The organism is Pseudomonas sp. SWRI81 (genome assembly GCF_014268545.1).
Taxonomy (GTDB): Bacteria; Pseudomonadota; Gammaproteobacteria; order Pseudomonadales; family Pseudomonadaceae; genus Aquipseudomonas; species Aquipseudomonas hamedanensis.
On sequence record NZ_JABWQS010000004.1, the window covers coordinates 1 to 13,293 of the forward strand.

Below are 13,293 nucleotides of genomic sequence, written 5' to 3' on the forward strand. Positions count from 1 at the left end.
CCTGAAAGGGAACTCAGCGTGACCGTGAAAGTGGCATAGCAACATCGCTGACGCGACAACTACCTTGAAAAACGCCGACAGATTGCCTTCGCGAGCAAGCTCGCTCCCACATGGATATTTGCAGTGCCGCAAAGTTTGCTGACACCCAAAGCCACCTGTGGGAGCGAGCCTGCTCGCGAAAGCGCCGGATCAGCCAACACTGTTCTGGCTGACAGATTGCCTTCGCGAGCAAGCCCGCTCCCACATGGATATTTGTAGGTGCCGCAAAGTCTGCTGACACCCAAAGAAACCTGTGGGAGCGAGCTTGCTCGCGAAAGCGCCGGGTCAGTCAACGCTGCTCTGGCGGACAGATTGCCTTCGCGAGCAAGCTCGCTCCCACATGGATGTTGGCAGTGCCGCAAAGTCTGCTGACACCCAAAAACTCCTGTGGGAGCGGGCTTGCTCGCGAAAGCGGTCCTCCAGATACAAATGAATCGCCTGACCCGACGCCTTCGTGGGCAAGCCCACTCCCACAGGGTTACAAGGTGTACTCGGGATTCAAGGCAACCCACAAAATCCACACAAAAAAAGCCCGGCAACGCTGCCGGGCCTCGGTGTTCCATTACTTTAAGCGGCCATGTTGCCTGCCGCCATTTCCTTCTTGTAGCTCGCCTTCATGGCCTCCATCTGCGCACCCAGTTCGTCGAGCTTCGCCTTGCCCAACAGCTTTTTCGCCTGAGGAAACATTTCCTTTTCTTCCTCCTCGATGTGATGTTCCAACAGCTCCTTGACCACTTTCACGCGACCGGCAAATTCCGGCGTGCCCGGATCGGTCAATTTCAGGTCAGGCAGCACCAGCGAATCCACGGTGCGGTGTTCTTCCTTGGCTTCGTAGTACATGACGTCCTCTTCCTTGCTGCCGGCCTCTTTGAAGGCGGGATAAAGAATTTCTTCTTCAAGGCGGGTGTGGATGGTGATTTCCATTTCCAGTTTGCCCAGCAACTCGACGCGCTTTTTCAGCGCCCGGTCGGTTGATTCGCTCAACTGGCTGAGAATGGCTTTTACTTTTTCATGGTCGGCTTTGAGAAGGTCGATGGCATTCATTATTTTAGGCCTCTGCTTTTCACGGATAGAACACAGCGTCTGTTGGCGCTGCTGTGTATTCCTTGAAGCTTTCGCAGGAGTCGTGCCAACGTTTCGTTTGACGCCAGCCCCGGTATTACAAGGCTTTGGCGCGGTTAAGCTCTTGCGCTTTCGTGCAGCCTGCATGAATGCCCTCGATCAGGCATTGCAGATAACAAGCCCGGCGAGTGCCGGGCTGGTTTTGTTGCAATGAATGGACCGGGCACGCACCCGCTGCCTCATCGGTTCGCTTGGGAAGACGAAACGTGACCGACATGCTTGGGCCCCGCCAATGCCCAGGCGATGAGGCCGAACAGCGGCACAAATACAATCAGCACAATCCACACGCCCTTGTTACTCGATTTCCCCTCGCTTTTACGCACCCGGTTGATGGCCCAAAGCTCGATCAGCACGAGAATGACCGCCAATACGATCCACACGGTTTCGATTTGCATAGGCTACCTCCTGATGGTCTATGGGTTAGGTGGTGCAAGCGGCGCCGGGTTCATTCTTTTTAGACGGCAGCGGCTGTTGCCATATCCGGTTTCAAATTTCATTTCTGATCGCCGCTGCGCCCTATATCCTCCAAACCACGATAGATAGAACAGGGACAGTGAGATGGCGTTCAGGGTCATGGTCGTCGGTGGTTACGGCAATTTTGGCAGCATCGTGTGTCAGCATCTGACGGTGATGCCGCAGGTTGAATTGGTGCTGTCGGGGCGCGATGCGGGCAAGTTGCAAGTCAAGATTGATGAGCTGCAAGCGCAGTCGGGCCGTGCCTGCGAAGGCTGGTGCGGTGACGCGATGGGCGCTGGATTTCAAGCCGCGTTGAGTACACTGAACATTCAACTGGTGGTGCATACCGGCGGGCCGTTTCAAGGGCAGTCCTACGCGGTCGCCGAAAGTTGCATCGGTGCCGGCGTGAACTACTGCGACCTGTCCGATTGCCGCACCTTCGTCAACGGCATCGGTGCGCTCGATGCCAGCGCCAGACAGGCGGGCGTGGCGATCCTCAGCGGTTGCAGTTCGGTGCCGACGCTGTCCTCAGCCATCATCGACGAGCAGCGCCATCGTTTCTCATGCATTGATTCGATCGAGCATGGCATTTCTTCCTCGGCGAAGATGCCGGGGCTGTCCACGGTGGAAGGCGTGCTGGCCTACGCCGGCAAACCGATCAGGCAACTCAGGCATGGCCAGGTGCATGAAGTGCTGGGCTGGCTCGACCTTTCCCTGCGCAAGATGCCGCAGTTGGGCACGCGACTACTCGCCAATGTCGATGTGCCGGATATGGATATTTTCGCCCGTCGCTACGGCGCGCAGACCCTGAGTTTCAAGGCAGGCGCCGGCCTGAAGCTCGGCGGCGTGGCCAACGCGTTGCTGGCGCAAGCCCTGCGGTTCGGCCTGGTGCGTGATCATGCCCGCTGGGCAGCGAGGCTGCATCGTCTGGGCACGCGGTTCGAACGTTTCGGCGATGGCAAGAGCGCGATGTACATCGATGTCCGTGGCATTGGCATTGATGGCAAGCCGCTGACCATGACCGCTCAGCTCACCGCGTTGAATGACAAAGGCCCGGAAATTCCCAGCTGCGCCGCCGTGGCCCTGGCCGTGAAAATGGCCTCGGGCTATGTGCCGCAATCCGGCGCACGGCCTTGCGTGGGTGAAATCAGCGTCGCCGAATACCTGGCGGCAATCAACGATCCGGCCAATCTGAGCCTGTCGGTGCAGTTCTCGCAAGGGCAGCGTTGAGATGCTGTATCTGTGCATCAAATATCTGCATGTGATTGCCGCAGTTTTCCTGTTCGGATTCGGCATGGGCTCGTATCTTTACCTGATCGCCGCCAGCCGCACGGGCAACCCGCAAGTGATTGCGCATGTGGCGCGGATGGTCGTGCGCTTTGATGCATGGATCACCACGCCTGCAGGCTTCGTGCAGATCATCACTGGCTATCTGCTGATGCGCCTTTCAGGATTGCCCATGAGTACCGGTTGGCTGCTGACCTCGCTGGTCATCTTCGTTTGCGTGGGCGCACTGTGGCTGCCGGTGCTGTTGTTGCAAAAACGCCTGCATGCAATGGCTGTGGGCGCCGAGGCGAGCGGCCAGCCCTTGGAGAGTCGCTACGCCAGCGTGTATCGATGGTGGTTCTGGATGGGCGTTTGCGGGTTCGCCGGGATGTTTGTCATCGTGTTGATGATGGTGACGAAGATGACGCCGCTGCAACTGATCGGCCTAACCCTGGGCTTTTAGAAAACGCTTTTCATGATCTGCTGTTGGCAGCAGGCAAGTGTCGTATTTGCCGAACAGCCGATAGCGATTCAGCGCAATGCGGTCGTACGCCCAGTCGCGCAGGCGACGCGGAAAAACGCGCAGCAGCTTTAGCGGCTGCCAGCGTCCAGGCAGTTGCCCGACCACTTCCAGAAACGCATCCGAACGCTCCCAGTACTGTCGGTCACGAATCACTGCCATCGTGTCGAACTCATCCAACGGCAAACCGGCCCACGCCAGCAACGCTTGGCCCTCGGGCGACTGCACTGCTGCCAGGCGCACACGGCGCTGGCGATCATGCCGAATCAGCAACCGTGCCCAGCCGTTGCACAGTTTGCACACGCCATCAAACAGCACCACGGTTTCGCCGGGCTGCAGCAGCGGTGCGGGGATGGGGCGGGTTTTCGTGGACGGCATGGGCGGATGTCCTTGGCAGCAGTTGTCGCGATGATAACCTCGATCAACAGGCGCAGGTTCGACAGTGAGAGGCTGCCGCGCCGCTGTAATCAATTCGAACCCGGACAAAACAAGCCGCCCGGCTCATCACGTTTGTGCACCGCTGTCCCGCTTCACCCCCAGACAAAACATCTTTCGATAGTCCGACGGCGACGTCCCCAAATGAGCCGCAAACTGTTGCCGCAACGAGAGCGGCGTGCCAAAACCGGCCTCCCCGGCAATGCATTCAACCGGCAAATCCGTGGTTTCCAGTAACGCCTGCGCTCTGATCACGCGCTCAGCGTTGAGCCATTTGGACACCGTCGTGCCGGTGGCTTCCTTGAATCGGCGGGTGAAGGTGCGTCGACTCATCCTGGCTTTTTCCGCCAACAGGTCCAGCGACAGGTTCTCCCCCAAGTTCATGCGGGCCCAGGCCAGAACTTCAGAAAAATGCGTTTCGCTCGACAGCTGTGGCACCGGGTGCTCGACATATTGCGCCTGGCCGCCTTGGCGGTGCGGTGGCGTGACCAGCATTTTCGCCGTGTGATTGGCTACATCCGCACCGAAGCGCTGGCGTATCAGGTGCAAACAGCAGTCGATGGCCGCCACGGTACCCGCCGAGGTCATCAGGTTGTCGTCGGTGACGTACAGCACCTCGGGGCGAAAACGAACCTTGGGGAAACGTTGCGCGAACTCGTCGCGTGCCGCCCAGTGCGTTGTCGCCTCCTTGCCATCGAGCAAGCCAGCATCGCCCAGCACAAACGCACCCAGGCATAAACCGACGATCAGCTTGCCTTCGGCATGGGCATTTTGCAGCGCCTGCACAAGCGCTGCAGAAGCGCTGATCGACCGACCGCCCCATGCCGGAATGATGATGACGTCGGACACCGCCATCAATTCCAGCCCATGACTGATCGCCAGGCCAATGCCTTGGTCACTGCTGATCATGCCCGGCGCTTGCGCGCAGTAGCTGATCTCGTAACGGGGCTCGGTGGACGCCGGATTGGCCGTCGCCAGGACAATGCCCGGCACCGACAAGTGGAAAAGGCTGACGCCGTCGAACGCCAGTACGGCAACACGGATGGGGGGCATATAGAAGTCTCGGTTTGACTGTGTCAAGTTGGCCCGATTATATCGATAAATGTCATTCAGGCCGCTGTTGGCTACGGCAGATTTCAGCAAAAATGGACGCATTCATTAACGAACAGGATGATTTCCATGACACTCAAAACGCTTCCATTTGCCCTGAGCATTGCTTGCGCCACGGTGACTGCACCAGCGTTCGCAGAGACCGAAACGCGGTCGAAGCCTGAAGCCGCACACAAGCTGAATCTGCAACAAGTACGTAACGCCACGGTGAAAATCACCTACGGCGACACGACTTTTCTGATCGATCCCATGCTCGCCAAAAAGGGCACGTATCCAGGGTTCGAAAACACCTACCGCAGCAACCTGCGTAACCCGCTGGTTGACCTGACCGAGTCCCCGGAGCAAGTGATTGCCGGCGTCGATGCCGTCATCGTTACGCACACGCACCTTGATCATTGGGATGACGCCGCGCAAAAAGCGCTGCCAAAAGACATCCCTCTGTTCGCCCAGCATGAAGAAGATGCGCAGTTGATTCGTTCGCAAGGCTTCAAGAATGTACATGTGCTGACCAATGAGGCCGAGTTCGGTGGCGTTAAAATCACCAAGACCGGCGGACAGCACGGCACCGACGAAATGTACGCCGTGCCGGCCTTGGCCAAACCGTTGGGGGAGGCCATGGGCGTGGTGTTCCAGGCCCCGGGTTATAAAACGCTTTACCTCGCCGGCGATACCGTCTGGCGCAAGGAAGTCGATCAGGCCATCGAGAAGTTTCACCCGCAAGTGATCGTTCTCAACGCTGGCAAAGCGAAAATGAGCGGTTACGAAGGCTCGATCATCATGGGCGAGGAAGACGTTCTGCGAGCGACGCAGGTAGCGAAAGACGCGAAAATCGTTGCCGTGCACATGGACGCGATCAACCACATGTCCCTGACCCGCGACGAATTGCGCAGCTATGTGCAAAAGCACGGCATTGAGAGCCGCGTGGACATCCCGGCGGACGGTACGTCGCAGCAGTTCTGATTGATTCACCTCTGCCCGGGCGTGTCGCCGATGCGCCCGGGCTTACGCGGACGATTGGCACATCACTCGCCCAGTTTCGCCCAGAACTCTTCGGCTGAAGGACTGATCGGCGCGGTCGGGCGCGTCAGGTGAATTTCCAGGCGAATGTCCCAGCTTTCATCAAGTGCCCTGACCAGACGACCGTCAGCCATTTCCTGTTCCGTCAGGCTTTTCGGTAGCCACGCCACACCCTTGCTTTCCAGTGCCATGGACATCAGCACCGCGGCCAGGTGGCTGCTGAACAACGGCTTGAGGTGTAGATAATCGGCCTTGCCGTGAAGCCTGTGCGCTACGATTCGGCCCAGACCGGATTCGTGGGTATAGGCCAGATAGGGCAGGGTTTCAGGGGCGGTTCCGCACTGCGCGGAAGGACTTGCCAGCGGCACGAGTACATCTTCGCCGACCTTTTTTCCAATGAACTGATCGGGTGCCAGCAACGGCGGAACGTCGGGGTGACGATGGCACAACAGAAACTGCACCTGGCCATGAATCAGCATCTGCTCGCACACGGCCATGCTGTCGGAATGCAGCTGTACCGCATCGATCGGCGCGCCATTCTCTGCACTTCGCAACCAGCGCGGAAAGAACGTGAACGACAGCGAGTGAGTGGCCGCAAATTGCAGCTGCTTGGCCGCCATGCCGGCGACTTCCTGCGCCTCGGAGCGCAGTCGATATAGACGCCGGGCCGCTTCCTGGGCGCTGGGCAAAATCTGTCTACCGGCCTCGGTCAACGTCGCGCCCTGCGGGGTGCGTACAAACAGGTCGACGCCCATCCAGTTCTCCAGCGAACGCACGCGGCGACTGAACGCCGGCTGCGTAACGTGCCGCGCTTCAGCGGCCCGGACAAAGCTGCCGTACTCGGCCAGCGCGGAAAAATCCTCAAGCCAAACCAGTTCCAAGGGCAATGCCTCCTGTGCATAGGGCGCGGCATTAATAGCATTGGGCGGGTGTCATCGCAAAGCATAACGTGGGGCCACCACAACAAGAGGAACCCGTCATGCGTATCGTCGATATCCGTGAAAAAACCGTCTCTATTGCGTCGCCCATCGCCAATGCCTACATCGATTTTTCGAAGATGACCTGCTCGGTCGTCGCGGTTGTCACGGACGTGATTCGCGACGGTAAACCGGTCATCGGTTACGGCTTCAACTCCAACGGTCGCTACGGGCAGGGCGCGTTGATGCGCGATCGCTTTCTGGCGCGGGTCACAGAAGCCGATCCGGAAACGCTGATCGATCACGAGAACAATAACCTCGATCCGTTCGCCATCTGGAAAGCCCTGATGACTAACGAAAAGCCGGGTGGCCACGGCGAACGCTCGGTGGCGGTCGGCACCCTCGATATGGCGGTGTGGGATGCGGTCGCGAAAATCGAAGGCAAACCGCTGTACCGCCTGCTCGCCGACCGTTACCGCAACGGCGTGGCCGATGACAAAGTCTGGGTCTACGCGGCGGGTGGTTATTACTACCCGGGCAAGGATCAGACCAAGCTCAAGGCGGAAATGCAAAGCTACCTGGATCGTGGCTACGACGTGGTCAAGATGAAGATTGGCGCGGTGCCGCTGGACGAAGACATCCGTCGCATCGAAGCGGTGCTGGAAGTGGTCGGCGACGGCCAGCGCCTGGCGGTCGACGCCAACGGGCGCTTCGATCTGCAGACTGGTATCGCTTACGCCGAAGCGATCAAAAAGTACAACCTGTTCTGGTACGAAGAAGTCGGCGATCCGCTGGATTATGCGCTTCAGGCCGAACTGGCCAATCACTACGAACTGCCGATGGCCACCGGCGAAAACCTGTTCTCCCATCAGGACGCGCGCAACCTGTTGCGCCATGGCGGCATGCGCCCTGATCGCGACTATTTGCAGTTCGATTGCGCGCTGTCCTACGGCCTCGTTGAATACATGCGCACCCTGAAAGTGATGGAAGAAATGGGCTGGTCCTCGCGCCGCGTCGTGCCCCATGGCGGCCACCAGATGTCGCTGAACATCGCCGCCGGCCTGCACCTGGGCGGCAACGAATCGTACCCGGACGTGTTCCAGCCTTTCGGCGGCTTCGCCGACGGCATCCGTGTCGAAAACGGCTATGTCGGCCTGCCGGATATCCCGGGGGTCGGCTTCGAAGCCAAGTCCGCGCTGTACGCCGTCATGCGTGAACTGGGCGAGGGCTGATTCCGTTTCATCTGCGGCCTCGGTGAATGAGGCCGCCACTTCAGGTTTCAGGTGTCATTCTCGACGCCAACGCCACACGCCCATCACAACAATAAAATGAGGTGCTCTCGTGGAAACTTCAAAATCGCGCTGGTACAGCCAGCTCTATGTGCAGGTGCTGATCGGCATCGTGATCGGTGCCGCCATCGGTTACTTCGTGCCGGATATCGGCGCCAAACTGCAGCCGTTTGCCGACGGTTTCATCAAGCTGATCAAAATGCTCCTGGCGCCGATTATTTTCGGCACGGTGGTAGTCGGTATCGCCAAGATGGGCAGCATCAAGGAGGTCGGACGGATCGGTGTGAAAGCGCTGATCTACTTCGAGATTCTTTCCACCATCGCTCTGGTGGTCGGCCTGATTGTGGTCAACGTGGTCAAGCCTGGCGCCGGCATGAACATCAACGCCGGCACCCTCGATGGCAGCGCTGTCAACAAATACAGTCAGGCGGCGAGCGAGCAGGGCGGTCTCGTCGAGTTCTTCCTCAACATCATTCCGCATACCTTTCTCGGTGCGTTCTCCAATGGCGTCATGCTGCAGGTGATTCTGCTGTCGGTGTTGATGGGGGTTGCTCTGGTGCAAATGGGCGAAACCAGCAAGCCGCTGATCAACACCATCGATCTGTTCCTGCAAGGCCTGTTCAAGATCGTCGCGATGGTCATGCGTCTGGCGCCGCTCGGTGCCGGTGCCGGCATGGCGTTCACCATTGGCAAATATGGCATCGGTACCTTGCTGTCGCTGGGGCAGTTGCTGGTGGCGCTGTACATCACGACGCTGATTTTCATTGTCGTGGTGCTGGGCGCGGTAGCGCGATGGTCAGGTATGCCGCTGATGCAGTTCTTGCGTTACTTCAAGGATGAAATCCTCATCACCCTGGGCACCTGTTCGACCGAAGCAGTGCTGCCGCGAATGATGGTCAAACTGGAAAAGCTCGGCTGCAAGAAATCCGTGGTCGGCATGGTCTTGCCCACCGGCTACACGTTCAATGCGGACGGTACCTGCATCTATCTGACCATGGCCGCGATCTTTATCGCCCAGGCGACCAACACGCCTCTGACGTTCATGGATCAGATGATTCTGCTCGGCGTGTTCCTGTTGACATCCAAAGGCTCGGCCGGTGTAGCGGGGGCGGGATTTGTGACGCTGGCGGCAACGTTGACCACCATCCATTCGATTCCCCTGGTCGGACTGGTGTTGTTGCTGGGCATCGACCGCTTCCTCAACGAGGCGCGAGCGGTGACCAACCTGATCGGCAACGGCATCGGCACCATCGCCATTGCCAAGTGGGACAACTCGTTTGACGTCGAGGCGTGCGAACGTGAGATTGCGGCGATGAAGCACGACAAGGCGGCGAGAAAAGCCCTGTTGGCGCAGAAGTAATCGGCGAATGCAGGGGGAACGAAAAATGATTGAGCGATCCCACCATGACTTGCGCAAGGCGTTCGCCGAGTTGCTTCACGGCTCCGTCTGCAAGTTTGCCGCTTCGGTGTTCGATCCCATTTCGGCGCGAATGGCCGCCGACCTGGGGTTTGAGGTTGCCATACAGGGCGGCTCCGTTGCGTCGCTGCAAGTGCTCGGCGCGCCGGACATTGCTTTGCTCACTCTGGATAAGTATGTCGAACAGGTTGGCCGGGTAGGGCGGGTCAGCCAGATTCCGGTGATTGCCGATGCCGATCACGGCTATGGCAATGCACTGAATGTGATGCGTACCGTGACCGAGTTGCAGAAAGCCGGAGTCGCCGCGCTGACGTTGGAGGATACCCACCTGCCGGCTCGTTACGGCGCGCCGGCGCAGGGTCTGATCGCGACGCAAGAGGCCGCCAGCAAGGTCTACGCTGCGCGCTTCGCCCGTTCGGATCAGGCGCTCAGCATCATTGCCCGCACGAACGCAGCCGTGACCAGCACTGAAGATTGCATCGCGCGCACCCGCGCTTATGAACAGGCAGGCGCCGATGCGATTTGCCTTGTCGGCGTAGAGGACTTCGAGCACCTGCACGCGCTGACGGCGCATCTGTCGGTGCCCATCATGCTGATCAACTACGCCAACCCTGCACTGCTCGATATCGAGCGGCTCAGCGCCGCCAATGTGCGGATCGTGGTAAACGGCCATGCGCCTTATTTGTCGGCGATCGAAGCGACATATGCGACGCTGCGCGAGCAAAGTGGTGTGCAGGGGCGCGAACTTTCCCTGCCCGAGCTGCTCGAGAGATATACGCGCTCGGACGATTACCGCGAATGGGCAATGAACTGGTTGAAGTCAGCACAGGCTTCGAATTGATGCAGGAGTCTATTGAAATGAACATCGGCATTATCGGCGCCGGCAACATCGGCGCGACGCTGGCGCGCAAGCTGGCTGCGTGCGGCCATCACATCAAACTGGCGAATTCGAAAGACCCGCACAGTATTCAGGATCTTGCTGACGGCATCGGCGCACACGCGGTGGGCAAAGAGCAGGCGGTGGTCGGGGTGGAGGTCATCATTCTCTCGATCCCCTTTGCCAAATACCCGGACCTCAAGCAGACACTGAGTCAGGTGCCTGAATCGGTCGTTGTCATCGACACCTCCAATTACTATCCGCAGCGTGACGGGGCGATCAAGGATGTCGATGACGGCAAGCCCGAGAGCGTCTGGGTCAGCGAGCAGATCGGCCGCCCGGTCATCAAAGCCTGGAACGCCGCGCTCGCCGCCACGCTGGCTGAAAAGGGCCAACCTGACGGCGCTGCGGCGCGTATTGCCTTACCGGTCGCCGGGGATGATCCCGGCGCTCTGGCCCTCGTGCAGAGTCTGGTGGCGGATACGGGCTTTACCGCGTTGGTTGCGGGCACTCTCCACGACTCGTGGCGTCAGCAACCCGGCACCCCGGCGTACTGCACCGAGCTGACGTTGCCGACCCTGAAGCTGGCGCTCGATGCGGCGGACAAGGCTCGATCGCCGCTGAACCGCGATGCGTTGATAACTCGTTTCATGGCGCCCGGCAGCGAGTTTACCCATGAGCAGATTGTCGCCACCAATCGCGAAATGACAGCGTGATCGCAAGGGCTGGCGGGGACGGCGACTGGGCACTTAAGCAGAAGTCGCCAGAGGCCAGCCGAGGCGCGCGGCACGACGCAGGCTGGCCCTGACAACCAAGCGGTGAAACGGGGCAATGACGAAAATGTAAGTCCGGCCCAGACGGTTGTGACACTGGACCACCGTTGAAAAAACCAGTCGGCGACTGCCGTCAGGCTCTGCCTCTGCAGAACACAGGATGGATATCCGGAAATCGAGGTGCTTGTCATCCTCTCCCAACACGATCTCGGTCTGGTTGGTGCTGTATACCTTGAAGATAGCCACCCGATCAGCCAGCGCTGCCAATTGCCTGGCTGTCTTGAGACCGAAACAGCCCACGAGGGTGTCTCGCACTTGCATGAGCCATCCGACCCAGAATGGCTGGTTGGAAAGAATGAATCGGGCCAGTAAATCCGCATCGTCGCAGGTGCCCGCAGGGAGCCGAATCGCGAAAGCGTCCGCCAGATTCATTGACGTGTAAAAGTGGGCGACGCTGGACCCCGAGGGGACTGGCACAGCCATAACGGGCTCAAATTCCTGGGGCATCGGGTATCTCTCCTGAGTTTCTACCGGCTAATTAAAAGGCATGCGATGTGGCGGTCGTGCGCATATGAATGCCCACGCATCGATGAGGTCCATAGCCTCGCTGAGCGGGGAGGGATCAGCTGGAGGCTGCCGAAACACCAATTTCTGCCTGGCGGATACTGAGCCCGATCAGTGCATCATAGAGCTCTTGCTGCCCGGCTGGCAGAACAGGAAGCAATGTTGCGCGGCGCTTGTCGACACCGAACCAGGATTGCACCAGCCATCCCACCAGATAGAGTGCCGCAAGACAGCCGCCGGCGGTCGCAACGTTCCCCTGAGAGACCAGCGGCTGATCCAGACACTCAAGTCCCAGCGCTTGCAAACCCGATCGTGCCTGCGGGTGAGTCGTCGCTTGTCCGCTGAGCAGCCCAAGCCGTTCGAGAATGAAAGCTCCGGCGCAGACGGCGCCGATGCGCTGGCGGCTGGGGTCAAGCGCAAAGGCGGGGAGGAAATCTGCGGCGACCAGGGCCGCGGGTATGCCTTCCTTGCCGCTGACGAACAACACCGCATCGGCACTGTTGGCCTCGCAAAGCGGACCGTGCACTGAAACCGGCAGGCCGTGCGCCGATCGCACGGTCGCGCTGGCCGCTAATATCCGCACATGCCAGTCTTGCGTGTTGCGGCCTAAGATGTCCCACATCAGGAACAGGTCGATATCGGTGAATTGGTCGAAAGCAACCAGAACGATTTTCTTCAAGGCGAACTCCATGAAACGTGCTGGCGTGCACAACGCAACGGCCATTTCTGTAGGTGTTCGCAGCGTATCAATCGGTTGTCCGCCATACACAGCCTGTATGGCGCTAAACATGGAGCGCACTGACTGATGGAAAAACTGACGCGCAGTCATTGGATCGCGGCGGGTTTCGAGGCCCTCGACCACGCAGGGCACATGGGCGTTTCTGCCGAAAGTCTGGCGCGCCGATTGAGTGTCACCCGCGGGTCGTTCTATCACCATTTCCGCAATCGCGAAGACTTTGTCCGCAGTTTGCTGACCGCCTGGGAAGAAGACTACACGCAGCGCATGCTCACTTATGCGGCCCACGGCCGTAGCGCGGGCGAGACCCTGAAACGCTACTTGAGTATCGCCGCCGAGAAACAACCCGGGCGGGAAATTTCCATCCGCGCCTGGTCGCTGCACGATCCGTTGGTCAGCGAGTTTCAGCAGCGCGTCGACGCAAGGCGATTGGACTTCGCCATTCAGACGTGCCGCCGCTTCGTCCATCTGCCAGGTGAAGCAGAATTGGTCGGGCAGATGGCTCATCTGTGCCTGATTGGGGGTCAACAGACAGGGCTGCGGCGTGATGCTGCGCGCTTCAACGGTTTTTTGAGTCGAGCCTTTTCACTGTTCGAAGCGGCGCGTTCAGGGTGGCGGATTTGAATCATGTCCCACGTTCCATAGATTGCCACGACTCCATGCGATAACGGCTCACTGATCAAAATGCCTCTACGCTTTGCATTGCGTGCCTGCGCTAACACCTATGGTTGATTGCCGCGCATCGGTTTTACTGC

At 59.2% G+C, this 13,293-nt stretch carries 15 protein-coding genes; 8 read left to right on the forward strand and 7 right to left on the reverse strand.

Features of this window, described 5'->3' with window-relative positions; all coding sequences use genetic code 11:
- Window positions 1-606: 606 nt before the first annotated feature.
- Window positions 607-1,083 (reverse strand): hemerythrin domain-containing protein, encoded by a 477-nt coding sequence (locus HU765_RS03725; protein WP_186619213.1) that lies wholly within the window; start codon window positions 1,081-1,083, stop codon window positions 607-609.
- A 257-nt stretch (window positions 1,084-1,340) separates the two neighbouring features.
- Complete coding sequence (locus HU765_RS03730; protein ID WP_186546560.1) at window positions 1,341-1,556, reverse strand: PLD nuclease N-terminal domain-containing protein; 216 nt, start codon at window positions 1,554-1,556, stop codon at window positions 1,341-1,343.
- 163 nt (window positions 1,557-1,719) lie between these two features.
- Here HU765_RS03730 and HU765_RS03735 point away from each other — a divergent pair, with 163 nt between their 5' ends.
- On the forward strand, window positions 1,720-2,847 hold the full coding sequence (locus HU765_RS03735) for a saccharopine dehydrogenase (protein ID WP_186619090.1): 1,128 nt from the start codon (window positions 1,720-1,722) through the stop codon (window positions 2,845-2,847).
- Between the two features lies 1 nt (window position 2,848).
- Complete coding sequence (locus tag HU765_RS03740) at window positions 2,849-3,346, forward strand: DUF2269 domain-containing protein (RefSeq protein WP_186619091.1); 498 nt, start codon at window positions 2,849-2,851, stop codon at window positions 3,344-3,346.
- On the opposite strand, the gene HU765_RS03745 is transcribed toward HU765_RS03740, so the two are convergent.
- Complete coding sequence (locus tag HU765_RS03745; RefSeq protein ID WP_186619092.1) at window positions 3,329-3,781, reverse strand: thiol-disulfide oxidoreductase DCC family protein; 453 nt, start codon at window positions 3,779-3,781, stop codon at window positions 3,329-3,331. The two genes, HU765_RS03740 and HU765_RS03745, sit on opposite strands and share 18 nt — an antisense overlap.
- 126 nt (window positions 3,782-3,907) lie before the next feature.
- Window positions 3,908-4,891, reverse strand: coding sequence for a helix-turn-helix domain-containing protein (locus HU765_RS03750; protein WP_186619093.1), 984 nt, complete (start codon window positions 4,889-4,891; stop codon window positions 3,908-3,910).
- Between the two features lie 126 nt (window positions 4,892-5,017).
- Between HU765_RS03750 and HU765_RS03755 the strand changes: the two genes are divergently transcribed.
- The gene (locus HU765_RS03755; protein ID WP_186619094.1) at window positions 5,018-5,908 is read left to right on the forward strand and encodes an MBL fold metallo-hydrolase; all 891 of its coding nucleotides are present in this window, start codon (window positions 5,018-5,020) and stop codon (window positions 5,906-5,908) included.
- A gap of 62 nt (window positions 5,909-5,970) precedes the next feature.
- On the opposite strand, the gene HU765_RS03760 is transcribed toward HU765_RS03755, so the two are convergent.
- Entirely contained in the window at window positions 5,971-6,846 is an 876-nt protein-coding gene (locus HU765_RS03760) for a LysR family transcriptional regulator (RefSeq protein ID WP_186619095.1), read from the reverse strand.
- Between the two features lie 98 nt (window positions 6,847-6,944).
- On the opposite strand from HU765_RS03760, the gene HU765_RS03765 reads away from it, so the two are divergent.
- The 4 genes from HU765_RS03765 to HU765_RS03780 all read left to right on the forward strand — a co-directional run bounded on the left by HU765_RS03765 (window position 6,945) and on the right by HU765_RS03780 (window position 11,181).
- Window positions 6,945-8,114 carry a mandelate racemase/muconate lactonizing enzyme family protein gene (locus HU765_RS03765; RefSeq protein WP_186546547.1) on the forward strand — a complete coding sequence of 390 codons (1,170 nt, stop codon included), beginning with the start codon at window positions 6,945-6,947 and terminating at the stop codon, window positions 8,112-8,114.
- 109 nt (window positions 8,115-8,223) lie between these two features.
- Window positions 8,224-9,531: a C4-dicarboxylate transporter DctA gene (dctA, locus tag HU765_RS03770; RefSeq protein WP_186619096.1), complete on the forward strand. Its 1,308-nt coding sequence runs from the start codon at window positions 8,224-8,226 to the stop codon at window positions 9,529-9,531.
- A gap of 25 nt (window positions 9,532-9,556) precedes the next feature.
- Window positions 9,557-10,429: an isocitrate lyase/phosphoenolpyruvate mutase family protein gene (locus HU765_RS03775; protein ID WP_186619214.1), complete on the forward strand. Its 873-nt coding sequence runs from the start codon at window positions 9,557-9,559 to the stop codon at window positions 10,427-10,429.
- A 17-nt stretch (window positions 10,430-10,446) separates the two neighbouring features.
- Complete coding sequence (locus HU765_RS03780) at window positions 10,447-11,181, forward strand: NAD(P)-binding domain-containing protein (protein WP_186619097.1); 735 nt, start codon at window positions 10,447-10,449, stop codon at window positions 11,179-11,181.
- A gap of 33 nt (window positions 11,182-11,214) precedes the next feature.
- Here the strand turns inward: HU765_RS03780 and HU765_RS03785 are convergent, their stop codons facing one another.
- Together HU765_RS03785 and HU765_RS03790 are read right to left on the reverse strand one after the other, a co-directional pair.
- Window positions 11,215-11,745: a DUF2867 domain-containing protein gene (locus tag HU765_RS03785; protein ID WP_186619098.1), complete on the reverse strand. Its 531-nt coding sequence runs from the start codon at window positions 11,743-11,745 to the stop codon at window positions 11,215-11,217.
- Between the two features lie 115 nt (window positions 11,746-11,860).
- A complete protein-coding gene (locus HU765_RS03790; protein ID WP_238344642.1) occupies window positions 11,861-12,481 on the reverse strand; it encodes a DJ-1/PfpI family protein in 621 nt (206 codons plus the stop codon).
- 126 nt (window positions 12,482-12,607) lie between these two features.
- Here HU765_RS03790 and HU765_RS03795 point away from each other — a divergent pair, with 126 nt between their 5' ends.
- Entirely contained in the window at window positions 12,608-13,162 is a 555-nt protein-coding gene (locus HU765_RS03795; protein WP_186619100.1) for a TetR/AcrR family transcriptional regulator, read from the forward strand.
- Window positions 13,163-13,293: the final 131 nt, after the last annotated feature.

What these genes read in the sequence shown, in the direction of transcription:
- HU765_RS03725 (WP_186619213.1), bottom strand. Translation starts at nt 1,083, where the DNA reads ATGAATGCCATCGACCTTCTCAAAGCCGACCATGAAAAAGTAAAAGCC.
- HU765_RS03730 (WP_186546560.1), bottom strand. Translation starts at nt 1,556, where the DNA reads ATGCAAATCGAAACCGTGTGGATCGTATTGGCGGTCATTCTCGTGCTG.
- HU765_RS03735 (WP_186619090.1), top strand. Translation starts at nt 1,720, where the DNA reads ATGGCGTTCAGGGTCATGGTCGTCGGTGGTTACGGCAATTTTGGCAGC.
- HU765_RS03740 (WP_186619091.1), top strand. Translation starts at nt 2,849, where the DNA reads ATGCTGTATCTGTGCATCAAATATCTGCATGTGATTGCCGCAGTTTTC.
- HU765_RS03745 (WP_186619092.1), bottom strand. Translation starts at nt 3,781, where the DNA reads ATGCCGTCCACGAAAACCCGCCCCATCCCCGCACCGCTGCTGCAGCCC.
- HU765_RS03750 (WP_186619093.1), bottom strand. Translation starts at nt 4,891, where the DNA reads ATGCCCCCCATCCGTGTTGCCGTACTGGCGTTCGACGGCGTCAGCCTT.
- HU765_RS03755 (WP_186619094.1), top strand. Translation starts at nt 5,018, where the DNA reads ATGACACTCAAAACGCTTCCATTTGCCCTGAGCATTGCTTGCGCCACG.
- HU765_RS03765 (WP_186546547.1), top strand. Translation starts at nt 6,945, where the DNA reads ATGCGTATCGTCGATATCCGTGAAAAAACCGTCTCTATTGCGTCGCCC.
- HU765_RS03775 (WP_186619214.1), top strand. Translation starts at nt 9,557, where the DNA reads ATGATTGAGCGATCCCACCATGACTTGCGCAAGGCGTTCGCCGAGTTG.
- HU765_RS03780 (WP_186619097.1), top strand. Translation starts at nt 10,447, where the DNA reads ATGAACATCGGCATTATCGGCGCCGGCAACATCGGCGCGACGCTGGCG.
- HU765_RS03785 (WP_186619098.1), bottom strand. Translation starts at nt 11,745, where the DNA reads ATGCCCCAGGAATTTGAGCCCGTTATGGCTGTGCCAGTCCCCTCGGGG.
- HU765_RS03795 (WP_186619100.1), top strand. Translation starts at nt 12,608, where the DNA reads ATGGAAAAACTGACGCGCAGTCATTGGATCGCGGCGGGTTTCGAGGCC.